This is a genomic window from Ferdinandcohnia sp. QZ13 (assembly GCF_031324165.1).
Taxonomy (GTDB): Bacteria; Bacillota; Bacilli; order Bacillales; family Bacillaceae_L; genus Ferdinandcohnia.
The window spans coordinates 2,309,939-2,335,571 of the sequence record NZ_JAVIVW010000001.1 but is presented as its reverse complement, the minus strand read 5'-3'; the positions used below and the strand labels follow the sequence as shown (position 1 = coordinate 2,335,571).

Here is a 25,633-nt window from a genome sequence, read left to right as displayed (position 1 = left end):
ACGCGAGTGTCACCTTAAAAATACAAACTAAGGAGTTGAATCGTTCTGAAACAGATGTTACAAGCTATTACAGATAAAGTCTCCACCAAAAAAGGAATGTGGATTACATTAGCCAGCTGGTTAATTATTACGATGGCATTGGCTGTTTTTGCACCAAATGCAAAGGATTATGAGGTTACGAGGATTGATTCTTTGACTGAAGATGCAAAATCCGTTCTTGCCAAAAATAAGGTGGATGAGTATTTCAAGGATAGCGATGGAACGCCGGGAATATTAGTTTTTCAAGCGAAGGATGGTCAATTGGAATTTGCAGACCTTGTCAATGTATTCAATCATATCGAGGAAGCAAACATTCAAGGAGTTGAGCAGGTAGTTCCGTTGGCTTCTTTACCGCCACAAGCAGCTACTGGATTTTTCTCAGAAGATCAAACAACGGCACTACTTCCAATCATCTTTGATCCTTCACTCGAAACAAAGGAAGTTCGAGATTCAAAGGATCAAATCATCGAAGTTGTAGAGGGAAATACGGATTTAACTTTGTATGTGACAGGTCCTGCGGGAATTGCAACAGACTCACTTGATTTATTTTCAAGGGCAGACCTAGTTTTAATTCTTTCAACAGTTGGCTTAATTTTAATTTTATTAATTGTCATTTATCGTTCACCCCTTCTTGCGTTAATACCGTTATTAGCTGCAGTTTTTGTATATGAAGTCGTAATGCAAACGCTTGGTATTTTAGGGAAGGCTGGTCTACTATTAAGTAATCAAACGATTTCAATCATGTCCATTTTATTGTTTGCGGCAGTAATTGATTATTCGCTCTTTATTTTTTCTCGATTCCGTGAAGAATTGAAGGGGCATGAAAATAAATACGATGCAATGCGTGCTGCAATGAAGGAAACAGGGATGCCGGTCTTTTTCTCTGGAGGAACGGTTTTAGCAGCAATGCTTGTTCTATTCTTCGCTGAATTCGGAGACTATCGAAATTTTGCACCGACCTTTGCGACAACGATGGTGATCATTATGCTCGCTTCGATCACGTTAGTACCAGCTCTTTTTACACTTTTCGGCCGAAAATCTTTCTGGCCAAAGGTTCCAAAGGTTGGAGATGAAAAAGTGAAAGACAATTCCATCTGGAGTAAAATTGGTCGGATGGTTGTTAAAAAGCCAGGGCTATCGGTTGCGATTATTAGCATTTTCCTTCTAATTTCAGCAGCCAATATGTTTAACCTCACCTATGAGTTTGATACGATGAAGTCTTTTCCAGAGGATATGCCATCACGACAAGGCTATGAGTTAATTGAGGAGAAATTCGCGAAGGGTGATCTCGCACCGTCAACAGTCTTGTATGAAGGAAAAGAAGCGTTAACGAAGGAAGAACAAGATGCATTACAAAATGAGTTGCTAGAACAAGAACTTGTAAGTGATGTCAGGATCAACGGAATTGCTGAAGACAATAAAGTCATAAACTTCAGCTTAACGTTTGAAGAAGGACCATATGACGTCAAAACAATTGATGCGATGGAACAGATGATTAATAACTCTGACACAATTCTAGCAAATGCAAATATAGCCGGAGAACTTTATTTTGCAGGCGAAACGGCAACAAAAGTGGATGACCGAAATGTGAACAACAGAGATGTCATTTTAATAGTGTTGCTAGAGACAATCTTGATTTTTGGGATGTTGATTGTGTTAACGAAGTCCTTTAAAATGCCAATCTATATGATGGGAACAATCTTAGTGTCATTTTTAGCAGCGTTAGGATTAGGGATGTTCTTAACAAATCTATTCTTTGATATCGAAACGATCAGTAACAGGGTACCATTGTATTCGTTCGTATTTCTCGTTGCACTTGGCATTGACTATAACATCATGCTTATTTCAAGATTCCAGGAGGAGCGAAGAAACCATTCTGTTAAAGAAGCCGTACAAATCGCTGTATCTAAAACAGGAGGAGTTATCTCTTCCGCGGGTATCATCTTAGCCGCAACATTTGCTGTTCTAATGACACAGCCCGTTCAATTACTATTTGTGTTCGGCTTTATTGTTGCTGTGGGGATTCTGTTAGATACCTTCTTAATTCGTGGAGTGCTATTACCAGGTTTAATTGTTTTATTGGAAAAAGAAAAAGCTGTAAGTAAGGAATGATACTAAAAGAAGGCCTTTATCAATTGTGATAAAGGCCTTCTTTTGCATTCCATCCCTATTAAATGCTTTACTAATTTAATAGATTGACATATATAAATTAATAGTCTAATATAATTTCAGAAAAACCTAGGTGTTTACTCGGTATTTCTTAATTTAAATAAAAAAACTGTAGTGGGGGTAACAAAAAAATGATAAATAAAAAAGTTGGAATTATATTTCTGCTTTTTGTATTAGCTTTAGCATTGATAGGATGCAGCAATGGAGGGTCCGAAGGTAAAAAAGGGGCTTCTGAAGATAAGAAAACCTATAAAGATGAAATAAATATTGCAGTAACAGCACAGCCTCCAACATTAGATTCTGCCATGACTGTATCACAAGTTGCTTTAGATATAGCTGGCAATGTATTTGAAACACTTTATACATTAAATAAGGATTATGAGCCAACACCAATGTTAGCAAAATCTGTTGATGTAAGTGAAGATGGTAAAACATACACTTTTACACTAAGAGAAGGTATTAAATTTCATAACGGTAAAGAAATGACTTCAGAAGATGTTGTCGCTTCAATGAATCGCTGGTTGGAAAAATCTTCTCGTGCGAAATCCCTTTTGACTAACGCAAACTTTGCAGCAGAGGGACCATACACAGTTAAATTAAGTTTAGAAAATGCGACATCTGACGTATTAATTGTGATGTCATCACAATCGAATTTCCCTGCAATTATGCCAAAAGAAATAATTGAGTCGGCTCCTGCTGAAGGGATAACTGAATATATCGGAACAGGTCCGTTCAAATTTGAGGAGTGGAAACAAGACCAGTACATCCATTTGGTCAAATATGAAGATTACCAATCTGTTGATGAAGAGCCAAGCGGATTTGCTGGTAAAAAAGAAGCATTTGTAAATGATGTTTTTTATCATTTTGTAACAGATCATTCAACACGTATTGCTGGTATTCAAACAGGTGAGTACGACATCGCTGACAGTATACCAACAGAAAGCTATGAACAGCTTAACAGTTTAGATAACGTGGAAGTTCACACTTTTGTTGGTGGGACACTTACACTATTTTTTAATACGAACAATGGCGCTTTAGCTGACGTTAAAATGAGACAAGCAGTAAATACTGCATTAAATATGGATGAAATTATGATGGCAAGCTTCGTAAATGAAGATCTTTATACATTAGAACCAGGATACATGAATCCTAATGCGGTTCAATGGAATACGGATGCTGGTAAGGATGTATATAACCAAGCAGACCTTGAGAAAGCAAAATCTTTATTAAAAGAAGCTGGTTATAACGGTGAAGAAATTACTTTATTAACAACAGGTGACTATGCTGAAATGAGTACTGCAACAACTGTTGTTCAAGAGCAGTTAAGACAACTAGGTATGAATGTGAAAATCGATAGCTTCGATTTCCCAACTTTCTTAGAAACTAAAAATGATTTCACAAAATGGGATATCTTTATTACAAGTAATGGTTATCAGTTAACTCCTCCACAATTGTTAGCTGTTAATCCTGAGTGGGCAGGGCTAAATGATCCGAAGGTAACAGAATTAATTAAAGCGATTAGACAAGCCCCAACACAAGAAGAATCATCAGCAAAATGGGAAGAATTACAAGGGTATCTTTACGAGACCCTATCTTCAACTGCAATTGGACAGTATAAAAGTATTCTTGCAACAACTGATAAACTTGAAGGTTTCGAAGTCTTTGAAGCTCCAATCATATGGAATACAAAAGTAATTGAATAAACATTGATTTTAAAAGAGTACAGGTCCTCCAATGCACCATTGCATTGGAGGATTATGTGTTCTATTATATTTTTCAAATTCTAAAAGGGGGAATCTCCTTTGATTAGTTATATTATTAAAAGAATATTATCACTCATTCCAGTTTTATTTGTTGTGTCAGTAGCCATTTTTTTAATTGTCCATCTCACTCCTGGTGATCCGGCTGCTGCAATCCTAGGAATCGAAGCATCCGAAGAACAAATTCAAAAATTGAATGAGGAAATGGGACTAAACCTACCAATCTATCAACAGTATGTGAACTGGGTTACTGGAGTTCTTCAGGGGGATTTTGGTGATTCCTATTTTATGAATGAGCCAGTGACAGAATCGATTCTGAATCATCTTGGTCCCACTGTATCACTAGCGATTTTAGCTGAGATTGTTTCCTTACTTCTTGCCATTCCAATTGGAATTATTGCAGCGTATCGTAGGGGTTCTGTTACCGATCAATCACTAATGATTATTTCCTTATTAGGAATGGCGGTTCCAAGCTTTTTACTTGGATTGTTACTCATGTTAACGTTCGGTGTGTATTTACAATGGCTTCCAGTAGCTGGTTATGACCCCTTAAGTGAAGGTCTGTGGAATCATATTAGATATTTGATTCTTCCAGCAATTGCTTTAGGAACGATACAAGCAGCACTTGTTGCTCGCATGACCCGTTCATCGATGCTTGAGGTATTAAATAAGAACTTCATAAAAACTGCTCGTGCTAAAGGTGTAAAAGAAAGGAAAGTAATATTTAAACATGCACTACGAAATGCATTCCTGCCTATTCTTACTGTAATCGGCCAATCCTTTGGTACATTAGTGACAGGTGCAGTAGTTGTAGAAACGATTTTTAACTTACCGGGCTTAGGTCAGCTTATTATTAACTCAATTGAAAGAAGAGATTTTGCTGTTATACAAGGCGTCGTATTATTCGTTACGTTAATATATGTATTTATTAACCTTATCGTTGATTTACTATATGGTGTCATTGACCCAAGGGTTAGGCTCGATAAAAAATAGAGGGGAGGTTTGACCGGGTGGTAATAGATAGAGAAAACAAATTCCATGAGATGAAAGTAAACTTAAAAAAGCAACAGCGCCAATTAATGGTAAAAAGGTTTTTCTCGAATAAACTAATGGTCATTGGAAGTGCCATATTTGTTGTCCTAATTCTGGTTTCGCTAATAGGTCCTTCCCTTATGTCCTTTGATCCATATGAGATGAAAGTAGCACAAAGACTACAAGCACCTGGTGCGGAGCATTTACTAGGGACTGATGAGTATGGCCGTGACCTTCTAACCCGGATTGTCTATGGTGCTAGAGTGTCAATTGGAGTAGGTTTGGCGGTAACGGTTATCTCATCAATTTTAGGTATGATTATTGGACTATATGCAAGTTATTATCGAGTGTTAGATCATATTTTAATGCGCATTTGTGATGGGTTAATGGCTATTCCAGGGATTCTTTTGGCGATTGCTTTAATGGCAGCATTAGGACCATCAGCCATGAATGTCATCATTGCTTTAAGTATCGTATTTACTCCAAACATTGCTCGGATTGTTCGTTCTTCAGCTTTAGTTGTGCGTGAACAAACGTATATCGAAGCGATGAACGCGCAAGGTGCAAGTACATTCCGTATTATATGGAGACATATTGCTCCAAACACCATATCACCTCTTGTTGTACAAGCAACATTTGTTTTTGCGGAAACCATTATCTCCGAAGCTGCACTTAGTTTTCTAGGGGCAGGGGTACCGGTACCCGACCCAAGTTGGGGAAATATTTTACAGGCAGGTAAACTAGTCATTTTTAAGGCTTGGTGGATGGTTGTGTTCCCGGGTATTGCGATTATTTTATCTGTATTAGGTTTAAATCTTCTAGGTGATGGTTTAAGAGATTTATTAGACCCACATTCATCAAGGAAAAAATAGAAATCTATTTGAATGAACATAGATTATAAAAAGGAAGGTATATTCATGGAGAAGCAGCCTTTATTAAACGTGAAAAACCTAAGAACTCATTTTCATACAGAGCGGGGGCGTGTAACTGCTGTTGATGGAATCAGTTTTCAAGTGGATAAAGGTGAGATTCTTGGTGTCGTTGGGGAATCTGGATGCGGAAAAAGTGTCATGTCCCAGTCAATCATGAGATTATTTGATGAAAAGTATACTGCAGAATATGAAGGTGAAATCGAACTTAGTGGGCAGAATTTGCTAGACCTGCCAATCTCACAGATGCAAAAAATTCGCGGAAATGATATCTCCATGATTTTTCAAGATCCACTTAGTTCATTAAACCCCGTATATACAATTGGTAATCAAATTTCAGAATCAATTATGTTGCACCAGAAGGTGACGAAAAAAGTGGCGACTGAAAAGGCAATTGAAATGTTAAGACTCACAGGAATACCAGCACCTGAAAAGCGAGTGAATGAGTACCCACACCAGCTTTCAGGTGGTATGCAGCAACGTGTAATGATTGCTATGGCTTTATCTTGTCATCCTAAATTGTTAATTGCAGATGAACCGACGACTGCCTTGGATGTTACTATTCAATCTCAAATTTTGGATTTAATCTTGGAGTTAAACGAGAAACTTGGAATGGGTGTTATCTTTATTACGCATGATTTAGGGGTTGTCTCTGAAATATGTACCCGTGTAATGGTAATGTATCTTGGTCAGGTTGTAGAGGAAACGGATGTAGATAGCCTTTTCTCAAAACCGCTTCATCCATATACACAAGGGTTAATGAAATCTATTCCTCAATTAGAAGGGGATCGTTCGCAAAAACTTCATGTAATTGAGGGGACTGTACCTTCATTAGATAATATTCCTAAAGGATGTCGTTTTGCTGATCGTTGTCCATTTGCAGATGAACTTTGTAGAGAAAGTGCTCCGGAATTAAGAATATATGAAGGCGATAAAAAAGTAAGGTGCTGGCATTTTGAGAAAATTGCCCAACATGAGGAGGGATAATATGACTCTTCAATCTACTAGTGGAAATGAGCCAATTTTAGATGTTCAAGGTATTAAAAAGTACTTTCCTGTAACCGGGCCACTTGGACGTTTGGGTGGAATTAAAGGTCAGGTTAAAGCAGTAAACGATGTGTCGTTTAAAGTTTTTAAAGGAGAGACATACGGGTTAGTTGGAGAATCAGGAAGTGGAAAGAGCACAACAGGTAGAACGGCAATGAATTTAATAAAGCCAACTGAGGGAAAGGTCTTCTACAAAAATAAAAATATATTTGATTTATCTAAGAAAGAACTTCGCCCCGTGCGTAAAGAGCTTCAAATGGTTTTCCAGGATCCGTTTTCTTCACTGAATCCTCGCATACGCGTTGGTGATACTTTGGAGGAACCTTTGGCGATCCATTCATTATTGGCAAATCAAAATGAACGACGCGAACGGGTATTTGAAATTTTAGACAAAGTAGGAATGCAGGCTGAACACTATTACCGCTTTCCACATGAGTTTTCAGGGGGGCAACGTCAGCGACTTGGATTGGCTCGGGCTTTAATATCAAATCCGGAAATAATCATTTGTGATGAGCCTGTATCCGCATTAGATGTTTCCATACAATCACAGGTAATTAATCTTTTACAACAACTACAGGATGAATTTCAACTTTCATACCTTTTCATTACCCATGATATTAGTGTAGTTCGTCATATTTCTGATCGAATCGGTGTTATGTATTTAGGTAAAATTGTGGAGGAAGCTCCGACAGAAAGTTTATTTGAATCTCCACTTCATCCTTATACACAGGCGTTATTTTCTGCAGTACCAGGTAAGCATCGAGCACGAAAAAGGGAAAGAATTGTATTGAAGGGGGAAATCCCTTCACCTTTAAACCCTCCAACCGGTTGTATGTTCCATACTCGGTGTCCGTTTGCAAAAGATATTTGTAGAGCAGAAATCCCTCAAAAAAGAGAGATGGCTCCAAACCATTATGTTGCTTGTCATTTGTATGAGTAGATAACATAACTAGACTGATAGCGTTAGAATTTTATGATTGGAGGAAAATGATATGGCTTTTATTAAAAAAGAAAATGGCAGTTTTGGGATCTACAATGAGGAAGGACTTCAGGTAGAGGGTAGCTTTACCCCAAATTCGAATGGATTAAACCCAAAGGAGTTACTAGAAGCATCGATAGGAATGTGTTTGACAATCGTGATTCAAAGAATGTTTGAGAGGGACGGCGTGGAGGTTAACGACGGTGAGTTCTCCGTAGAAGTAACAGGCATTAAAGCAGCAAACAGTCCTTCTCGCTTTGAAAAGTTTAATGTGTCGATTACACTTCCCGACCAGTTATCAGATGAATATAAACGTAAAATTATTGTATCTGCAGAAAGAGCATGTACAATCAGTAACACTGTTACAAGAGGTGCTCAGGTTAAAATTAATTAACCCTATAATAAGAATAAGTTGATGAAAAAAAGCCTACACCGAAGATGGTGCAGGCTTTTTTTACCTGTCAATTTTAGGCTAGTGCGTCGTAAACGAATATCAAGCATTAGGATCCTATTTTAACATAATACTATACAATCTTATTTAGTTCTGCGCCATTTTGAATTCTAAGAAAAGCTGGTTATAGATGGAAAGATTCTTTTTCCCTAGGTTTTCATAAACCTCGAGCCTCTCCGTGAGCTCAGGAGATGGGTAGAATCGCTCATCAGTCACCATATCTTCAGGCATATACTGAAGTGCCTCTTTGTTTGGAGTGGAGTAGCTCACATATTCTGTGTTTTGCGCTGCAACTTCCGCATCCAACATGAAATTAATAAATTGGTGGGCACCCTCAATATTTTTCGCGGTCTTTGGAATCACCATATTATCAAACCATAGGTTAGAGCCTTCACTTGGCACCACATAGTCGATATCTTCATTTTCCCACATAATATCAGCAGCATCACCAGACCATACAATCCCAATTGCCGCTTCTTCATTTTGGATGAGGACTTTTCCTTCATCACCAACGATGGCTTTTACATTAGGTGTAAGTGTGATGAGTTTTTCTTTTGCTTCAGTTAAGTGATCAAGATTCTTATCATTTAGTGAATAACCGAGGGAGTTAAGCCCCATTCCCATGATTTCACGTGCCCCGTCGACCAAGATAATTTCATTCTTTAAGGAAGGATCCCAGAGGTCATTCCAGCTTGTAAATTCTTTTCCGTCCAGCATTGTTGGATTAAACACGATTCCAACAGTTCCCCAGAAATACGGAACAGAGTATTTATTGCCTGGATCAAAAGGAAGATCCAAGAAACGCTCATCAATGTTTTTTAAATTTGGAAGCTTTGAATGGTCAAGAGGGATGAGCAAGTCCTCTTGGCGCATTTTATCAATCATATATTCAGATGGAACGGCGATATCGTACGTTGTCCCACCCTGTTCGATTTTTGTCATCATCGCTTCATTGGAGTCGAAGGTTTCGTAAATGACCTTGATTCCAGTTTCCTCTTCGAAGCGGTCAATTAATTCTTCGTCGATATAGTCTCCCCAGTTATAAATCGTCAATGTGTTCCCACCTGCGAGACCTTGAGACGAATTTAAATAGTGGATCAGATAAAGTAGACCAGCTGAGACAAGCACGATTGCTAAGAAAGCTCGGATGAGTTTCGTCATTTTCGAACCCCCAATCCACGTGTATTCCCACGTTGTGCAATAAAGTAATAGCCGACAGCAAGCAGCATTGTAAAGATAAATAATAGAGTTGACAATGCATTAATATTCAATGAGATTCCGCGTCGTGCAAGGGAGTAGATTTCAACGGAAAGCGTTGAGAAACCATTTCCTGTCACGAAAAAGGTAACGGCGAAATCATCAAAGGAGTAGGTTAGTGCCATGAAAAATCCAGCGAAAATCCCTGGTGTGATATAAGGGATAATAACCTTTGTTAGGACCTGCCACTGGCTCGCCCCAAGGTCCTTTGCTGCGTCGATCAAACTTGGGCTCATTTCCTTTAATTTTGGCAAGACCATTAAAACGACAATTGGAATACTGAAGGCAATATGTGAAAGTAACACAGAATAAAAGCCTAATTTAATTCCAGCCATTGTTAATAAAATCAGGAATGACGCACCAATGATAACGTCTGGACTTACAATTAAAACGTTATTTAAAGATAATAACGTATTTTGAGCTTGTCTTTTTCTCACAGAGTGAATCCCAATTGCCCCAAACACCCCGATAATCGTTGAGAAGAGGGCTGAAAGTAAGGCTATTACAAATGTATTTAACACAATGATGAGTAATCGTGTATCTCCAAATAGCTCCTTATACCAATCCAAGGTAAAATCCTCGAAATTGTTCATCGTGCCACCACTATTGAAGGAGTAATAGACTAAATAAAAAATCGGTGCATATAAAATGAAGAAAATAATAAATAGATATACTTTTGAAGAAATGGTCAGTTTATCTCTCATTTTTAGCACCTCGTTTCTTGCGGTTTCCAGTCGCCACCATAATTAATACCATGAAAATAATGAGGAAGACAGCGATGGTCGAACCCATGCCCCAATCCTGTGTGACAAGAAACTGTTGTTCAATAGCAGTACCAAGTGTAATTACTTTGTTTCCTGCGATTAATCGTGTAAGCATGAATAATGATAGGGCAGGAATGAATACAACCTGGCAGCCTGATTTTACTCCTTGAATCGTTAGTGGAAAAATGACACGACGAAACGTTGTCCATTTAGAAGCCCCAAGGTCTCTAGCAGCATCCAATAGACTTGGATTTAACTCATTTAATGAGTTAAAGATGGGTAAAATCATAAATGGAATAAAAATATAAACAGATACAAACACAAAGCTGAAATCAGTAAATAATAACTGCCTAGAGCCGATACCTAACACTTCAAGAATGGCATTGGCAGTTCCGTAGGCTCCAAAAATTCCAATAAAAGCATATGCTTTTAATAGAAGATTGATCCACGATGGAGCAATGATGAGTAGCAACCAAAGGTGTTTATGCTTCGTTCTTGTGATTAAATAGGCTGTTGGGTATGCGACCAATAATGAGACAGCTGTAATTAAAAAGGCATACCAAAATGAGCTAAGTGTCATTTTTAGATAAATGGGTGTGAAAAACGTTTTATAATTTACTAAAGATAGATTTCCTTCTATATCAAAAAATGAATAATAGAGTACAAGCGTAATTGGTGCAATAACAAATACAAGAATCCATAGTGCATAAGGGATAAAATATAAATTGCGAGTAAGCTTATTTTCCATGGCTTTCCCCGTCCACATATGCATCTAAGCGACGATCATATTCTTCCTCTGTTTCACCAATCCTCATGACATGAATTGCCTCAGGATCAAAATAAAGTCCGATTTCATCGCCAACCTTAGCTTTCTTTGTAGAGTGTACCAACCATTCATTTCCATCTTGGTCAAAGCCGCAAATTTCATAGTGAACCCCTCTAAAAAGCTGAGAATCTACAACAACCTGAAGTTTTCCTTTTTCAACAGAGGTAATTTCTAAATCTTCAGGGCGGATAACAATTTCAACGGGCTCATTGTCTGAAAAACCTTGGTCAACACAGTCAAATGTCTTTCCAACAAATTCAACTAAAAAGTCACGATGCATTTTTCCTTTTACGATATTCGATTCTCCGATAAAATCAGCGACAAAGCGATTGATTGGTTCGTCATATATATCGATAGGGGTGCCACTTTGTTGTATGTTTCCTTTATTCAATACAAAAATCTCATCAGACATAGCAAGTGCTTCCTCTTGGTCATGTGTGACAAAGATAAAGGTAATACCAAGGCGCTTTTGAAGGTCACGAAGCTCATATTGCATTTCCGTACGAAGCTTTAAATCGAGTGCTGATAATGGCTCATCCAATAAAATAATCTCTGGCTCATTCACGATTGCTCGAGCAATTGCCACACGTTGTCTTTGACCACCAGACATTTCTCTAATTTCACGATTTTCATAGCCAGTAAGGTTAACGAAGCTTAGGGCTTCTTTCACTTTTTTATCGATTTCCGATTGCTTCATTTTTTTTATTCGTAAGCCAAAGGCAACATTCTCATATACATTAAGATGTGGAAATAACGCGTAATCCTGAAACACTGTATTAACCTGACGCTTATTGGCAGGTGTGGTGTTTACTTTTTTACCATTAAAATAAACCTCTCCATCTGAGGGTTCGATAAATCCTGCAATCAAACGCAATATCGTTGTTTTTCCACATCCAGATGGACCAAGAAGGGTATAAAACTTTCCTCTTTCAATTTCAAAGCTGACATTGTTAAGGACAGGTGGGTCATTGTCATATTGTTTCGTCACATTTTTAAACTGGATAATAGGTATACTGTTCATAGCAACCCCCTTCTTTCTATATAAAATAAAATGATAGTTTTTGTGTAATCCGGCATAATTATACACGAATCGGCAAAAAATTCAATAACATTCATAAAGTCAAGGTGTAAAAGTATAAATTACAAGATAGTATATTGACCGAAAAAAGCAACTAGTAAATTAGTCGTAGGAATAAATTAACATTTTTAGAAAAAGGTGATGTCAATTCCATTGACCAAATGTGAAAATAGAAATATAATTATAGTACAATTTAAAATAATCTTTCTTTAAAGATAATTGTATAAAGGAAAGGCAAATTCATTGAAAGATGAAGACGCAAAACTATAGGGGCTAAGTCCAGTTGGACATGCCAGCCAGTTGCCGAGTAAAACTCGTATCGTAAGAGCGAAGATTAATCGGTATGTGATTAGTCTTTTTTTTTATACCATTAAGTAAGTTGTTGCTACTATTTTACTAGATTTTTGGATAAATTAGCATGTTCAAAAAGACGGGAAAAGGACCGCGCGTCTACAAAATTGCCTCTTCCTATGTGACGACATTTTAAGACGGTGAAGCTTTACCAGCGTATGTAGTATACGTGAGGAACTCCAGAAACAAGTCAGCATGCTTCCACAGGATGTTGGCATTTAGTTGAAGTTCCTCACTCGATGTGACATTTTTAACCGATCTTTTGAACATCCTTTAAAAAATTTTGGAAGTGATTATGCATGAAGAAAACCATCCAGAATCTGAACGTACTAAGAAAACTAAGCGAATTAATCGACAAGGTTGGTTCCGAAAAGAATCTGATTTCTGACGAGACTCGTAGCTTTTTTGACGAAATTGGTCAGGAACAAGAAGAACAAGAGATTACTAACACCCTTTTAACCCAACTCCAACAAATGAACGAACAAATGGAAAATATGCATTGGATGAACAAGCATTACCGTATCCTTCATGAATTTGCCCAAATTTGCAGCAAAACCCTAAATGAAAGCGTTCTTCTTCAGAAATCCTATGAGATGGTTTCACGTGTTATGCCAACGGATTCGTTTTACATTGCCTTGCATAATCCAGGTGATGCGCATATTCAAATGATTTTTATTATGGATAATGGTGAGCCTGCTCCACCTAGCACCGTAGAGTTTGGTGAAAATTACACATCAAAGGTTATTAAAACACGAGAAATCGTTCACCTCAAACATCGAAATCAAAACATTGAGTATGATACGAAAATGGGGGAAGGGGAGCAAGACACAAGATCTTGTCTTTTCGTACCAGTTGTGATGGATGATCAAGTAAAAGGTGTCATTTCGGCGCAAAGCTATAGGGATTTCGCCTATCGGAAGGAGCACGAGGATCTTTTGCAAATGATCGGTGCACAGGTTATCAACTCGATTGAAACTGCTCGATTATATGGAAAAATTTATACAATGTCCCGTACAGACGAATTAACTGGATTAAAAAACCATCGTGCTTTCCATGAGGATTTAGCACAATTAATTCGAAATGATGATGGCGAAATTACAGTTATGATGATCGACTCTGATGATTTAAAGAAAGTAAATGACCGCTTCGGCCATGATGCTGGTGATTTATATTTAAAGATCCTTGCAGACGGCATAAAAACGCTTTGCGATGATAACATGGAAGGCTATCGATATGCGGGGGATGAGTTCATGATACTCATTAAAACCCACATCGATTTGGGTGTGAAGGATATTTACTTTAAGTTAAAAGAGTACTACACGGAACACCCACTTATCGTTGATGATGAAAAAATCACCGTTTCAATTAGTACTGGCGTCGGTGTCTATCCGTATAACGGAACGACTGTTGATGCGTTGAAAAAAGCGGCAGATCAAGCACTGTACGCTGCAAAAGAAAGTGGAAAGAATCGCATAGTTTTGGCGAATTAAAAAAGCTCATCCATTTGGATGAGCTTTTTACAGTATTCTTGTCCAACATGTTCAAGGTCACAAGCCAACGCTCTGGAGGAAGGCATAAAGCACATTCTGTCAGCGCTCGTCTTGTGCTTGTCACCGACAGGCGGACACGATTAGCGCATTTCTTAGTTAATATGGGCAATGATGCCTTCTTCATCGTCTAATACAAGCTTAATTCCTGCATATGGGTCTCGATTCATAAATTCTCCAAGCCATAAACGAATCGCTTCGATTAGGTTTGCCATAATGAGGACCTGTTTACGGTCGTTGACATATGCTTCAGCGGAGAACCCGTAGTCATCATCATACATAAGCTCTACTTCGACTTCTTCTGGTTTTACTTGCTTTTTCAAGCCTATATAAACACAAATCGCATTAATAATTTCTTGTTCGGAAAGAATTAACGTCTCCATGGGTCTGCCTCATTTTTCTTACGATCTCTGATCATCACGAAGATTTTTCGAATGATAACGATTAGTACATAAATCGCTATTACGTTAATCATTAATCCTAAAAATGAGCCAAGTATTCCCATTCCACCTAGAAGACCACCAAATAGGAACCCTGCAAGTCCACCAAGCATAAGGCCTTTCATTAATCCACCAGACATGAATCCACCTTTAGGATTTGTAGTAGTAGACTTGTTTGTAACATTATTATCTGCCTTTTTCTTTTGTTGCTGTTGGAAGTTGGATTTGTTTGTGTTTCCAATATTATTATTAAAACCTCTTTTACCTGACTTATAGCCTTTTGCCTCAACAGTTGTTGTTTGGTCTTGGAAGACAAAGTTTCCAAGTGGCGATAGAATCAGAGTAAGTGCTACCATAGCTGCTAAAACCTTTTTCATATAAATGTGTACCTCCATAAGTTAGTATTTATATTTTTACTATTATAACCTAATATCATGAAATTCTCTTGTAATTCACCTTCCTCAGTTTTCTACCTTATATACGATGAAAAAGGAGGAAGGTTTCATTTTATCTATAAAAATGATGCTGGTAAATAAATACAAAACCCTAATAATTTTGTTAGGGTTTGACGTCTTTACATAAATATATCAAGGATCTAGACAACACAGAAACCTACAATGGAGGTTGTGAACAATAGTAGACCTATGTTTTAAAAGTATCTTTAATGCTTAGACCGAAATATTCTTTAAATAACCAGAATGATGCGTCATTAACTACCAGCAGCTGTAATCGCGGATACAACACCTTTATCTGTTGCGGTGAAAAATCCCTTTTCAGGCCATTTTCACTATAGACGCAGGTAAAAGATGGTTTTCTTATCCTAAGGGCGATAAAAATGGTATAGTATATTTGTAGTAATAGAAGGCAGGAAAGAGGATATCTAATGAAAACAGAAGTACAGTTACAAAAAACATCCCTTATAGCTGATCTTAAATCTCTTTTTAAGGCAGGAGTTTTACTGGCGAATGTTCTACCTGTGTTTTCAGGATTTTGGTTAGCGATTTATTTTTCGGGTGCATCATTTCAGGAAAATTTAGGATTGTTTCTATATACAATGGTTGGAAGTACACTTGTTATGGCGGGAGCTCTAATCATAAACAATTGGTATGATGTTGACATCGACACAGTCATGGACAGGACGAAAAAACGACCAACTGTAACAGGCCATTTTTCAATGAAGTTTGTATTGTCTTTAGGCATTATTTGTACAGTATTAGGATTCGTTTCACTATTTTTCACCACCTATGAAGCCTTCTTTTTTACGTTTGTGGGCTGGTTCACGTATGTCGTATTGTACACAATGTGGTCCAAGCGCAGATTTACGATAAATACTGTGATTGGGAGTGTATCAGGCGCCGTTTCTCCATTAATGGGATGGGCTGCTGTTGCACCGATTGATCATACTGTCCCAATTGTGCTCTTTTTGATCTTATTTGTGTTTCAAATGCCGCATACGTATGCAATTGCGATAAGAAAGTATGATGAATATAAGGCTGCGAACGTTGCGATGCTCCCAGTCGTTCGTGGTTTCGAGGTAACGAAGAGACATTTTCTTTTCTGGGTTATCTGTCTGTTTCCACTTCCATTCTTTTTAGGCGAACTTGGAAAGGTTTTTGTCATCCTTGCGACATTGCTTAATATCGGTTGGATCATCTTGAGTATTAAAGGTTTTTCAGTTAAAGACGATATAAAATGGGCTCGCTGGAATTTCCTTTATTCCGTGAACTATATTTTTATTATCTTCCTATTAATGGTGATTGTTACATTGCCAAAGTATTTTGGGTGAATTCATTGAACCTCGCTGCATTAATGATGTGGCGGGGTTTTTCGTTTTCAAAACAGCCGTTGAGAGTCGAAAGTGATGCTACAGTAGAAATCGGTGTAGAGCACCTTGACCTTCTAATATAAGGAAGAATGAACCCTCAAGCTGTTCCAGAGTGCTGCGAACCTCCTAATTGAAGGAAATCGAGAACTCTCAAAGTGCCCTAGAGTGCTATCAATCTCCTAATAAGAGGAAAGAGTGAACCCTCAAAGTGTCCCAGATTATCCCCAACCTACTAATAAAAGGAAAACACAAACCTCCAAGCGGTCTAGAGTACCACCAACCTCCAATTGACCGTAGATTCTCCTGGTACCTAAAACTAACCAAGCGAATAATCACCAGAAAAGTCCATCCCATCCCAAAAACCAAAACACTCGAAAATTAAATTCTGATGTCACAAAACCTGACGACTAATCGTCATGATTATAAATCGAACAGTGGGAGTGGATATTATGCAAATTGAAGAAAAAACATGGGATTGTGTCATTATTGGTGGTGGGATTGCAGGGCTGACTGCTTCCATCTACTTGGCGCGGGCTGGAAAGTCTGTGCTAGTCTTAGAAAAATCAAAAACACTTGGTGGGAGAGGGCGAACAACGAATAAACTGGATTCATATATAAACCTTGGTCCACATGCGTTGTATTCGAAAGGGAAATCAATAGAAGTCCTAAATGAACTAGGCATTGAAATAGATGGAGGCATCGTTCCAACGAAAGGAAAGATCCTTCATAAAGATGAAATTTTTGAACTTCCAGCCACAGCTATTAGCCTCTTAACAAGCCCATTATTAAATTGGAAAGCTAAGAAAGAGCTGTTTTCTTTTTTCATTAAATATAAGAAAATAGATACTAATAAAATTGTAAACATACCATTACACCAGTGGTTGCAGCATAACATGAAGAATGAAGTGGTCAGGCAACTCATTTTAATGCTATCCCGTTTGTCGACGTATTCGAATGACCCAGAACTTATAAGTGCGGGTGCAGCCTTAAAACAGCTCCAATTGGGAAACGCGATTTACCTACATTACGGTTGGCAAAGTATGATAAATGCTTTGGAAAAAATGGCAACCCAGGTAGGAGTCCGTTTTCAAACGAGCAAACAAGTTAAAAAGGTGAATGGCTCTTTTCCACAATTCACCGTGCATACAAACGACGAAACGATTACTGCCCACCATGTACTATCAACTTCAAGTCCTCATGAAACAGCTAAAATGTTTTCAGAACATGAAAGCACTCCAGAAATAATAAAAGAATACCATCCAGTATATGTAGCCTGTTTAGACCTTGTTTTATCAAGATTGCCTAACCCCCAAATGGACTTTGTTTTGAGCTTAGAGGACCCGTTTTATTTTTCAAATCATTCCAGAATAGCGAAATTAAGTGAACGAGACTACCATGTTGTTCATGTTATAAAATATACAAACGCTAATGAGAATTCAGAAAGAGAACTGGAGGATTTTGTGGAAAAAATCCAGCCGGGCTGGAAAGAGTATGTTGTCTATAAACGGTATCTTCCTAGAATGACCGTTTCAAATGGTTTAGTTTTAGCTAATCAAAGCAAAAGACCGTCGCCAAAAGTTAAACAGATACCTGGGTTTTATATTGCGGGAGACTGGGTAGGAGATGGAATGCTTGTTGATGCTTCGTTTCAAAGTGCTAGGAAGGCTGCTCAATTAATCCTTGAAAACACACGATAAAAGGTGGTTTGCTCAAATGTTGGATGAACAGTTTTATCAGGAACATAAGCCTCTCTTGTTTTCGATTGCCTACCGAATGACAGGCACGATAACAGAGTCTGAGGATATTATCCACGATGTTTTGCTAGACTTTGAGAGGTCTGATCATTACAAAATCGAAAATACAAAAGCCTATCTTTGTAAAATGGTGACCAATCGATCCATTGATTATTTGAAATCAGCCCGAAAGCGAAGAGAGGTATATATAGGACCGTGGCTTCCTGAACCACTTATCATCCATGATGTGGATCCGATGCATGCAGTTTTATTGCAAGACAATCTTTCATACGCGCTTCTATCTTTAATGGAACAACTCAGCCCGGTTGAACGAGCGGTATTTGTTTTGAGAGAGGCATTTGGATATGAATATGATGATATTGCTTCTATTATTGAAAAAGAGGTAGCGAACTGTAGAAAAATCATAAGCAGGGCAAAGAAAAAACTAGATTATAAGGATGAGGTAAACAATTTACATGTGAATCAGGAGAAATTGCAGCAATTGGTTCAATCTTTTCTATTCGCTGCTACAACAGGAAATATGGAGGACTTGCTTAACATGCTCGCAAATGACACCGTCATCTATTCAGATGGCGGAGGTAAGGTCAAGGCTGCGGTAGTACCTATCAAAACGAAAGAACGAGTCGCTCACTTTATTTTAGGGCTCATTCGAAAATTTGGGCAGGATGCTCAATTGGAGATTAAATTAGTCAACGTTAATGGTCAGACGGGCATACTGATCAATAGAAACCACAAACCAGAAAATGTGGTATGCTTTGAAATAGAAAATAATCAAATTACACAAATCTTTTCAGTTCGGAATCCTGAAAAGCTAACATATGCCATAAGTGGATATCAATTTTAATTAGCGAACATCATTGTAAGGAGACTACCCATGGAAGATAAGTATTTCGATGCACTTTTACATGTGAAAACAAGTGGAGGACAAAAGGGATTTAGTACATCTGTGCATTATTATCGCTATGAGCCTACACCGTATGAAGGGCTGGCTGCTTTGTTTGAGCACTATCAATTAAAAGAAACGGATCGGGTAGTTGATTTTGGTTGCGGAAAGGGACGGCTCCTTTTTTATATTCATCATCTTTTTGCGGCAACAGTTGTTGGAGTTGAGATTGACAAAAGCTTATACCAAGAGGCAGTTCAAAATCGAGATCGTTATGCAAAAAGACCAGGTATCCGCAAAGAGGAAATTGAAATTCACCATTGTGCCGCACAGGATTATGAAATCCATCCACTGGATAATCGTTTTTACTTTTTTAATCCATTTTCCATTCAGGTTTTTAAGCATACGATTGCAAATATTCTTCGTTCCTATGAGAAGAATCCGCGTGAAATGGAGGTTATTCTTTATTATGGATCTACAGATTACACCTATTTTTTAGAGAATAATACTCCATTTCAGCTAAAGAAAGAGATTATCATTCCAGAGTTATTTGAAAAAAACACATATGAGAGATTTATGGTTTATCAACTAGGATAGGCAGCTTCTATTGAATGGAAGCTGTCTTTTTTTATGTAAAAATCTGTATGTTCACCAATTTGTCATTTTTGACTTTGAACGAAAGATAAACAATAGAAAAAGTACCTAAAATCCAATGATGGAGCCGTTTTGGTGCTTTTGTAGAGGGTTTTAAAGGACGGGAAAAAGCCAATTTTCTGGTCCTTTTTATAATGGGTGTATCAAAAAATACACTTTATGTGTGATTCAGTTCACAACATTGAGAATGGTTCCTAATTATGATGTAAGTAAGAAGAACATAAGGAGGTTGAGTTGGATGGGAGCTTCAAAAGTTAACCAAAACAAAAAGGCAGACGGGGGATACCATGGTCGTTTAGTAGGAACTTGGATTTCAGTCAGTGTTGTTGGAGCAGTCATTCTTTTTACGTATATAGTACTATTCGGCCTATTCATGTCTAGATTTTAGGAGGGGTAAAAATGAAAATGCATCTTGATGAAAAAATATGGCTTACAATCAGTTTCGGTATGATCATGGCATTCATGCTTATCACTGGCTACCAAACCTTTGCATTAGAAATGGGACCGCCAAGTCATATGGAAACAATCGATCCTCAGAAAGTTGACGAAACAGCACCATTTGATAAACCAGGTGTATATCAAATTGGTGAAAACGAATATGAAGTAGTGATGACATTAGAAGTATTCGCATTTAATCCAGGAAACATTGAAGTACCAGCAGGTTCAAAGGTTCACTTTACGATGACATCTAAAGATGTTGTACACGGATTCGAAGTCGCAGGTACAAACTTAAATGCAATGGTAATGCCAGGACAAATTCAGAAAATCACGCAAACGTTTGATGAACCTGGTGAGTATTTAGTTCTATGTAACGAGTATTGTGGTGCAGGTCACCAATTAATGGCTACTACAATTACAGTGAAATAAAGGAGGGGAGACCATTGGCAACTATATTAAATAACTCAGATTTGACCTTTAAAGAAAAGGCAAACAAGGTTTTAGGTGTAAATCCACAGGACGCAAAAATCTCAAAATCCTATTTATCAGTAGCATTTATCGCATTATTATTAGGTGGACTTTTAGGATTAGTACAAGGTTTAAACCGTGCAGGTCTTCTAGAATTGCCAAGCTGGCTAAACTATTATCAAGTACTAACAGCACACGGGTTATTATTAGTAGTGGTAATGTCTGCATTCTTTACAATCGGTTACTTCTACGCTGGTCTATCACATGAGTTAGGTGGATTACTACCTAAAGTGAGAAAAATGGCATGGGTTGGTTTCTGGACAAAGATCTTTGGTATCGTACTAGTAGTTATACCAGTCTTAATGAATGAAGCGTCTGTTATGTACACATTCTATCCACCAATGGCTGCACACCCTGTATTCTATATCGGGTTAGCATTAGTGGTAGTTGGTATTTGGATCTTAGCAGCTGGAGCATTTATGCAAGTAGCAAACTGGAGAAAGAATCATAAAGGTCAACATTTACCAATCCTTTCTTTCTTTGCAACAGGTGTATTCATTCTATTAGTCGGCGCAACAGCATTTGTCGCAGTTGAAGTATTATTCTTGATTCTACCTTGGTCACTTGGATGGGTAGACACAATTAACGTAATGGTATCTCGGACATTATTCTGGGCTTTCGGACACACAGCAGTTAACATCTGGTATTTAACAGCAGTATCAGCATGGTATGTAATCGTACCGAAAATTATTGGCGGAAAACGTTGGAGTGACACACTCACTCGTGTAGTTGTTATCGCATTAGTTATCATGAACATTACCGGTGGATTCCACCACCAAATCATTGACCCAGGAATTCTACCAGCAGTTAAATTCCTTCACGTATTTATGAGTTTAGCAATTGGTTTCCCATCATTAATGACAGCATGGGCAATGTTTGCGGTATTTGAACGTACCGGAAGAGCAAAAGGCGGAAAAGGAGCACTCGGTTGGTTTAAAAAGCTACCATGGGGAGATGTTCGTTTCCTAGCACCATTTATCGCAATGGCTGCCTTTATCCCAGCAGGAGCAGGTGGTATTGTTCAAAGTACAAACCAACTTGACCAAGTCGTTCACAACACAATGTGGGTAGTAGGGCACTTCCACTTAACACTGGGTATGTCTGTCGTAATGACTTTCTTTGGAATTAGTTACTGGTTAATCCCACATATTTCAGGTCGTGTAATGACAAAAGGAATGAATAAATTAGGTGTTGTTCAAACCATCATTTGGACAATTGGTATGGTTTTAATGTCAGGCTCAATGCATACAGTTGGATTACTCGGTTCACCACGTAGAACATCTTTCTCAGACTACTTTGGTAGTGCGCAAGCTGCAGGCTGGGAACCATTTATGATGGTTGTAGGTATCGGAGCAACATTATTATTAGTCGCAGTAATCATCCAGGTATATGCAGCATTTAACATGATGTTCTTTGCACCAAAAGGTGTAACAGAATTCCCAATCGCTGAAGTAGAAGAAAATGCTTCAAAAACTCCAGTTTGGACAGAACGTTGGGGATTATGGGTAGTGCTAATGATTCTCGTCATCGCAATGGCATATGTATTACCACTTACCGATATGATTGTAAATGCACCTCCAGGATCACCACCATTTAAGACTTGGTAAACCTGAGGTAACGCCAAAATAGAAAGAGATAGCGAAAACAACGGCTATCTCTTTCTATAATTAAAGGAAAAATAGAAATAGGATGTGATCTTCGTGATCAAAAAAAATCGGAAGACATTTGCTTGTATTTTCATATTATTATTTGGATGTGTATTATTCTATACTGGAACAGATGGATTTCAGGCATTTACTGCAGAAACAGCAAGAGTTAATCAGTTAATAGAGGAAAAACCCACATTCCCAGATGTAACATTTGAAGATAGCGAGGGACGAACATATCCTATTTCTGAGTTTCAAGATAAAATTGTCTTTATCACATTTTTATATACATCCTGTACAACGGTTTGTCCACAATTGGAATTGAATATGGCACAAGTTTATGAGCAAATCCCGCAAGAATACCTTGGAAAAGAGATCGTGTTTTTAAGCATAAGCTTTGATCCAACTAGAGATGATCCGGCAACCTTGAGTAAATATCGAACCTATTTTGGATCAGACGGAGAAACATGGAGAATGGCAAGGATTTCAGACGAAACTGAATTACAAACCCTTCTTGATGAATTTGGTGTCATTGTCATTCCAGATGGAAGAGGAAACTTTGCACATAACTCAGCCTTTTATTTAGTTGACGGAAATGGTTCATTGATTGATGTCATGAATTATCGAGAAATCGATGAAGCGGCTGCCAAAGTCATTAGCATCCTAGAAACTGAAAAGGGGGAATAAGCTATGAAACAATTTTTGATCGGACTAGGACTATTAATCGTATTAGCTCTTCCCCCGGTTGCTAATCTCTTGGAGTCCATCATGATTATCCATATGCATATGCAGATGCCATCCATCGTCATTGCTGGATTTTTTATGGGGAAACTAGTTCAAGAAAAATTCCCGCGTTTTTTTGAAAAATGGAATCAAGATGGAGTACCGGGAATTCTGTTATTCATTGTAATCATGGTGTATTGGACAATACCCAAAACGATGGATGAGACATTAAACTTTACAAGCATGGAAGTGTGGAAATTTTTAAGTTTATCTCTCTTAGCGGGTGTACCGTTACGTGATAGCTGGAAGAAGCTTACTGATCGTGCCAAAAACATTGTGTTTATCTTTTTTACCGTAAAGTATTTAGGTATGGGTATATTATATATCAATATAAATAATCAATTATGTAATAATTACCTCGTAATCGATCAAATCACTCTGGGCTGGGGATTTATTACAACAGCAATTTGTATTTTAATCTATCTGGTTTATACTAATTTTACAGACCAATCAATATATAAGAATAGTTAAGAGAAGCTGCCGGTGTGGCTTCTTTTTTTGAGGATAAAACTCTTTCGAGCAACGAGATATTAATTGACATCTCTAAAATTAAGGTTCAGAATAATAGCAATATAGACAAAAAGAGGGTGGAAATGTTGGCAAAACGATTTGAGACTAAATTAATACATAGTGTAAAAAAAGGGAATCTACCAATTCGCAGTAAGGTTACGCCCATTTATCAAACATCCGCTTTTACCTTTGATAATCTCGAGGAATTAGAGGGGTATTTTCAAGGTGAAGGAAATTATTTATATTCCCGTACTGGAAACCCAAATCCGGATGAGCTTGGCCAAATGGTAGCAGCCGTGGAAGGTGCACCAGCTGGTATCGCCACATCTTCAGGATTATCTGCCATTTTAGCGGGCATCCTTTCAGTTGTGAAGAGTGGAGACCATATTGTTGCAGCAGACGATGTGTATGGTGGAAGTTTTCACCTTCTACACGAAGAGCTAAAACAGTTTGGTGTTGAAACAACCTTTGTTTCTTTTGGAGACCTTGACCAAATCGAAAAAGCAATTCAGCCTAATACTAAAATGCTTTACACTGAATCGATCACAAATCCACTTTTACGCGTGGAAAACCTACCAGCAGTTGTGGAACTTGCAAAACGCAACCATTTAATTACAGTGGTAGACAATACATTCGCTACACCATTCCATTGCAACCCATATGAGGTTGGAGTTGAGCTTGTCGTACATAGCGCGACCAAATATATTGGGGGTCACAGTGATATAACAGCTGGAGTGGTTGTAGGAAGAGAAGATTTGGTAGAAAAAGCACGTGCGAAAGTTACGAATCTAGGCGCAAATGTGAGCCCATTTGAAGCGTGGTTAACGACTCGTGGCTTAAAAACATTAGCAATTCGCATGCAAGTACAATCTTCAAATGCTCGTAAGCTTGCGGATGCCTTACGTAACAATCCGAATATTGCGCGTGTGTATTATCCATTTGAGGAAGATGCTACAGGCTTTGGAGCAATGGTATCCATAGAGCTTGCGAAAACTGTTGATGTAAGCCAGTTTTTCAGATCCATCGGTTGGGTGAAAATTGTTCCAACTCTAGCTGGGATAGAGACGACTGTATCACATCCGCTTAAAACATCGCACCGTGCATTACCGCAAAAAGCACAGGAAGCATTGGGGATTACAAATGAACTTGTGCGAATCTCTGTTGGCATTGAGCATTACGAGGACATTATTTCCATCTTCGAACAAGCAATTGAAAAATCTTTAAAATAAGTAACAAGAGTATCCATGAAAAATGGGTACTCTTTATTTGATTGACCAAAAACGCCAAAAAGGATGCCTATTAGCATCCTTTTCCTAAAATAATCTTGTAAGTTCTTCAGTTGTATAATTTCCCCTAATTCCCGGTTTTTGCTCAAGATAACGTATAATTTCCTCGTTTGATTTGTACTCTTTTAGACCTGTAATAATGGTCTCCAAATATTCGATAGAAGGTTTATTAAATGTGACTTCATCTGCATCCCAAGGGGCAGTAAACGTGAAAATTGGATAGCCACCGTCATCACCGAGATATAGGATTCTTCCATACCAAGCCTTTTTGCGGAAAACCAAAGACCCGGATTTCTTCACCTTCTGTAAATCCATATCAAACTCAAGCCCACTGTTCTCTTGTTGTAGAACATCGAGAAACTGTTCCGACGTGATCAAATACTTTTTACTATAGGTTACAGCTTCATCGTTTGGGGTTCCGTCTATAAAAGCAACACCCTTTGAGTCCCATCTCCCAGCTTCCTTTGCAAAATACAAGGGGTAAGGAATGGTAAACATACCTTCATCGATTGGAGAAGTAGGGTCCTTACAACCAACCTCCGTTTCATTAGAACCCTTAGGTCGCCCCCCCTTGATATAACAAAGAAATCGGTCCTTATTTATATTTGAGCCATAGCTTGCATACCATACATAATCTTTCATAAAAAGCACCCACTA

General features: G+C 38.0%; 26 protein-coding genes and 1 riboswitch. Of the genes, 18 read left to right on the top strand and 8 right to left on the bottom strand.

From position 1 onward, the window contains the following. The first annotated feature begins 45 nt into the window (after window positions 1-45). The 7 genes from RGU12_RS11370 to RGU12_RS11340 all read left to right on the top strand — a co-directional run bounded on the left by RGU12_RS11370 (window position 46) and on the right by RGU12_RS11340 (window position 8,349). A complete protein-coding gene (locus RGU12_RS11370) occupies window positions 46-2,151 on the top strand; it encodes an MMPL family transporter (RefSeq protein WP_309536308.1) in 2,106 nt (701 codons plus the stop codon). A 188-nt stretch (window positions 2,152-2,339) separates the two neighbouring features. Then, window positions 2,340-3,911, top strand: coding sequence for an ABC transporter substrate-binding protein (locus RGU12_RS11365; RefSeq protein WP_309536196.1), 1,572 nt, complete (start codon window positions 2,340-2,342; stop codon window positions 3,909-3,911). 99 nt (window positions 3,912-4,010) lie between these two features. Next, window positions 4,011-4,961, top strand: coding sequence for a nickel ABC transporter permease (nikB, locus tag RGU12_RS11360; RefSeq protein WP_309536195.1), 951 nt, complete (start codon window positions 4,011-4,013; stop codon window positions 4,959-4,961). A gap of 50 nt (window positions 4,962-5,011) precedes the next feature. Further along, window positions 5,012-5,872, top strand: a complete 861-nt coding sequence (locus tag RGU12_RS11355; protein WP_309536307.1) for an ABC transporter permease — start codon at window positions 5,012-5,014, stop codon at window positions 5,870-5,872. A 45-nt stretch (window positions 5,873-5,917) separates the two neighbouring features. Further along, complete coding sequence (locus RGU12_RS11350) at window positions 5,918-6,916, top strand: ABC transporter ATP-binding protein (RefSeq protein WP_309536194.1); 999 nt, start codon at window positions 5,918-5,920, stop codon at window positions 6,914-6,916. A 1-nt stretch (window position 6,917) separates the two neighbouring features. Then, a complete protein-coding gene (locus tag RGU12_RS11345) occupies window positions 6,918-7,916 on the top strand; it encodes an ABC transporter ATP-binding protein (protein ID WP_309536193.1) in 999 nt (332 codons plus the stop codon). A gap of 52 nt (window positions 7,917-7,968) precedes the next feature. Continuing rightward, complete coding sequence (locus tag RGU12_RS11340; RefSeq protein WP_309536192.1) at window positions 7,969-8,349, top strand: OsmC family protein; 381 nt, start codon at window positions 7,969-7,971, stop codon at window positions 8,347-8,349. 144 nt (window positions 8,350-8,493) lie between these two features. Here RGU12_RS11340 and RGU12_RS11335 read toward each other — a convergent pair whose 3' ends face one another. Genes RGU12_RS11335 through RGU12_RS11320 form a run of 4 tightly spaced genes read right to left on the bottom strand, consistent with a single transcriptional unit; the run spans window position 8,494 to window position 12,274 of the window. Then, window positions 8,494-9,567, bottom strand: a complete 1,074-nt coding sequence (locus RGU12_RS11335) for an ABC transporter substrate-binding protein (RefSeq protein WP_309536191.1) — start codon at window positions 9,565-9,567, stop codon at window positions 8,494-8,496. Next, window positions 9,564-10,367 (bottom strand): ABC transporter permease, encoded by an 804-nt coding sequence (locus RGU12_RS11330; RefSeq protein ID WP_309536190.1) that lies wholly within the window; start codon window positions 10,365-10,367, stop codon window positions 9,564-9,566. Before RGU12_RS11330 ends, RGU12_RS11335 begins: the two co-directional genes overlap by 4 nt. After that, complete coding sequence (locus RGU12_RS11325; RefSeq protein WP_309536189.1) at window positions 10,357-11,175, bottom strand: ABC transporter permease; 819 nt, start codon at window positions 11,173-11,175, stop codon at window positions 10,357-10,359. The genes RGU12_RS11330 and RGU12_RS11325 overlap by 11 nt, the downstream gene beginning before the upstream one ends. Continuing rightward, on the bottom strand, window positions 11,165-12,274 hold the full coding sequence (locus RGU12_RS11320) for an ABC transporter ATP-binding protein (RefSeq protein WP_309536188.1): 1,110 nt from the start codon (window positions 12,272-12,274) through the stop codon (window positions 11,165-11,167). Before RGU12_RS11320 ends, RGU12_RS11325 begins: the two co-directional genes overlap by 11 nt. 280 nt (window positions 12,275-12,554) lie before the next feature. Further along, a riboswitch (cyclic di-GMP riboswitch) is annotated at window positions 12,555-12,639 on the top strand. Window positions 12,640-12,981: 342 nt separating this feature from the next. Between RGU12_RS11320 and RGU12_RS11315 the strand changes: the two genes are divergently transcribed. Beyond that, window positions 12,982-14,172: a sensor domain-containing diguanylate cyclase gene (locus RGU12_RS11315; RefSeq protein ID WP_309536187.1), complete on the top strand. Its 1,191-nt coding sequence runs from the start codon at window positions 12,982-12,984 to the stop codon at window positions 14,170-14,172. Window positions 14,173-14,324: 152 nt separating this feature from the next. Here the strand turns inward: RGU12_RS11315 and RGU12_RS11310 are convergent, their stop codons facing one another. The 3 genes from RGU12_RS11310 to RGU12_RS11300 all read right to left on the bottom strand — a co-directional run bounded on the left by RGU12_RS11310 (window position 14,325) and on the right by RGU12_RS11300 (window position 15,413). Then, window positions 14,325-14,612, bottom strand: a complete 288-nt coding sequence (locus RGU12_RS11310) for a YxcD family protein (protein WP_309536186.1) — start codon at window positions 14,610-14,612, stop codon at window positions 14,325-14,327. Then, window positions 14,600-15,046 carry a hypothetical protein gene (locus RGU12_RS11305; RefSeq protein WP_309536185.1) on the bottom strand — a complete coding sequence of 149 codons (447 nt, stop codon included), beginning with the start codon at window positions 15,044-15,046 and terminating at the stop codon, window positions 14,600-14,602. Before RGU12_RS11305 ends, RGU12_RS11310 begins: the two co-directional genes overlap by 13 nt. A 265-nt stretch (window positions 15,047-15,311) precedes the next feature. Next, window positions 15,312-15,413, bottom strand: a complete 102-nt coding sequence (locus tag RGU12_RS11300; RefSeq protein WP_309536184.1) for a GntT/GntP/DsdX family permease — start codon at window positions 15,411-15,413, stop codon at window positions 15,312-15,314. A gap of 139 nt (window positions 15,414-15,552) precedes the next feature. Here RGU12_RS11300 and cyoE point away from each other — a divergent pair, with 139 nt between their 5' ends. From cyoE to RGU12_RS11250, 10 genes are all read left to right on the top strand, one after another. After that, window positions 15,553-16,455, top strand: a complete 903-nt coding sequence (gene cyoE, locus RGU12_RS11295; protein ID WP_309536183.1) for a heme o synthase — start codon at window positions 15,553-15,555, stop codon at window positions 16,453-16,455. 488 nt (window positions 16,456-16,943) lie between these two features. Continuing rightward, entirely contained in the window at window positions 16,944-18,191 is a 1,248-nt protein-coding gene (locus RGU12_RS11290) for a phytoene desaturase family protein (protein ID WP_309536182.1), read from the top strand. Between the two features lie 16 nt (window positions 18,192-18,207). Further along, entirely contained in the window at window positions 18,208-19,092 is an 885-nt protein-coding gene (locus RGU12_RS11285; RefSeq protein ID WP_309536181.1) for an RNA polymerase sigma-70 factor, read from the top strand. A 30-nt stretch (window positions 19,093-19,122) separates the two neighbouring features. Continuing rightward, window positions 19,123-19,728, top strand: a complete 606-nt coding sequence (locus RGU12_RS11280; RefSeq protein WP_309536180.1) for an SAM-dependent methyltransferase — start codon at window positions 19,123-19,125, stop codon at window positions 19,726-19,728. Between the two features lie 295 nt (window positions 19,729-20,023). After that, window positions 20,024-20,173, top strand: coding sequence for a cytochrome c oxidase subunit 2A (locus RGU12_RS11275; protein WP_309536179.1), 150 nt, complete (start codon window positions 20,024-20,026; stop codon window positions 20,171-20,173). Window positions 20,174-20,184: 11 nt separating this feature from the next. Continuing rightward, window positions 20,185-20,652 carry a cytochrome c oxidase subunit II gene (locus RGU12_RS11270; protein WP_116354698.1) on the top strand — a complete coding sequence of 156 codons (468 nt, stop codon included), beginning with the start codon at window positions 20,185-20,187 and terminating at the stop codon, window positions 20,650-20,652. 14 nt (window positions 20,653-20,666) lie between these two features. Then, on the top strand, window positions 20,667-22,358 hold the full coding sequence (locus RGU12_RS11265; protein ID WP_309536178.1) for a cbb3-type cytochrome c oxidase subunit I: 1,692 nt from the start codon (window positions 20,667-20,669) through the stop codon (window positions 22,356-22,358). Between the two features lie 93 nt (window positions 22,359-22,451). Beyond that, a complete protein-coding gene (locus RGU12_RS11260; protein ID WP_309536177.1) occupies window positions 22,452-23,084 on the top strand; it encodes an SCO family protein in 633 nt (210 codons plus the stop codon). 3 nt (window positions 23,085-23,087) lie between these two features. Beyond that, window positions 23,088-23,651 (top strand): hypothetical protein, encoded by a 564-nt coding sequence (locus RGU12_RS11255; RefSeq protein WP_309536176.1) that lies wholly within the window; start codon window positions 23,088-23,090, stop codon window positions 23,649-23,651. 122 nt (window positions 23,652-23,773) lie between these two features. Next, window positions 23,774-24,919 carry a trans-sulfuration enzyme family protein gene (locus RGU12_RS11250; protein ID WP_309536175.1) on the top strand — a complete coding sequence of 382 codons (1,146 nt, stop codon included), beginning with the start codon at window positions 23,774-23,776 and terminating at the stop codon, window positions 24,917-24,919. An 84-nt stretch (window positions 24,920-25,003) separates the two neighbouring features. Here RGU12_RS11250 and RGU12_RS11245 read toward each other — a convergent pair whose 3' ends face one another. Beyond that, complete coding sequence (locus tag RGU12_RS11245) at window positions 25,004-25,618, bottom strand: hypothetical protein (protein ID WP_309536174.1); 615 nt, start codon at window positions 25,616-25,618, stop codon at window positions 25,004-25,006. Window positions 25,619-25,633 lie beyond the last annotated feature (15 nt).

Coding starts and splice junctions, on each gene's coding strand:
- RGU12_RS11315 (WP_309536187.1), top strand. CDS start 12,982: ATGAAGAAAACCATCCAGAATCTGAACGTACTAAGAAAACTAAGCGAA.
- RGU12_RS11325 (WP_309536189.1), bottom strand. CDS start 11,175: ATGGAAAATAAGCTTACTCGCAATTTATATTTTATCCCTTATGCACTA.
- RGU12_RS11280 (WP_309536180.1), top strand. CDS start 19,123: ATGGAAGATAAGTATTTCGATGCACTTTTACATGTGAAAACAAGTGGA.
- RGU12_RS11270 (WP_116354698.1), top strand. CDS start 20,185: ATGAAAATGCATCTTGATGAAAAAATATGGCTTACAATCAGTTTCGGT.
- RGU12_RS11285 (WP_309536181.1), top strand. CDS start 18,208: ATGTTGGATGAACAGTTTTATCAGGAACATAAGCCTCTCTTGTTTTCG.
- RGU12_RS11305 (WP_309536185.1), bottom strand. CDS start 15,046: ATGAAAAAGGTTTTAGCAGCTATGGTAGCACTTACTCTGATTCTATCG.
- RGU12_RS11355 (WP_309536307.1), top strand. CDS start 5,012: ATGAAAGTAAACTTAAAAAAGCAACAGCGCCAATTAATGGTAAAAAGG.
- RGU12_RS11290 (WP_309536182.1), top strand. CDS start 16,944: ATGCAAATTGAAGAAAAAACATGGGATTGTGTCATTATTGGTGGTGGG.
- RGU12_RS11275 (WP_309536179.1), top strand. CDS start 20,024: ATGGGAGCTTCAAAAGTTAACCAAAACAAAAAGGCAGACGGGGGATAC.
- RGU12_RS11340 (WP_309536192.1), top strand. CDS start 7,969: ATGGCTTTTATTAAAAAAGAAAATGGCAGTTTTGGGATCTACAATGAG.
- RGU12_RS11335 (WP_309536191.1), bottom strand. CDS start 9,567: ATGACGAAACTCATCCGAGCTTTCTTAGCAATCGTGCTTGTCTCAGCT.
- RGU12_RS11365 (WP_309536196.1), top strand. CDS start 2,340: ATGATAAATAAAAAAGTTGGAATTATATTTCTGCTTTTTGTATTAGCT.
- RGU12_RS11345 (WP_309536193.1), top strand. CDS start 6,918: ATGACTCTTCAATCTACTAGTGGAAATGAGCCAATTTTAGATGTTCAA.
- RGU12_RS11320 (WP_309536188.1), bottom strand. CDS start 12,274: ATGAACAGTATACCTATTATCCAGTTTAAAAATGTGACGAAACAATAT.
- RGU12_RS11250 (WP_309536175.1), top strand. CDS start 23,774: ATGTTGGCAAAACGATTTGAGACTAAATTAATACATAGTGTAAAAAAA.
- cyoE (WP_309536183.1), top strand. CDS start 15,553: ATGAAAACAGAAGTACAGTTACAAAAAACATCCCTTATAGCTGATCTT.
- RGU12_RS11255 (WP_309536176.1), top strand. CDS start 23,088: ATGAAACAATTTTTGATCGGACTAGGACTATTAATCGTATTAGCTCTT.
- RGU12_RS11245 (WP_309536174.1), bottom strand. CDS start 25,618: ATGAAAGATTATGTATGGTATGCAAGCTATGGCTCAAATATAAATAAG.
- RGU12_RS11330 (WP_309536190.1), bottom strand. CDS start 10,367: ATGAGAGATAAACTGACCATTTCTTCAAAAGTATATCTATTTATTATT.
- RGU12_RS11350 (WP_309536194.1), top strand. CDS start 5,918: ATGGAGAAGCAGCCTTTATTAAACGTGAAAAACCTAAGAACTCATTTT.
- RGU12_RS11310 (WP_309536186.1), bottom strand. CDS start 14,612: ATGGAGACGTTAATTCTTTCCGAACAAGAAATTATTAATGCGATTTGT.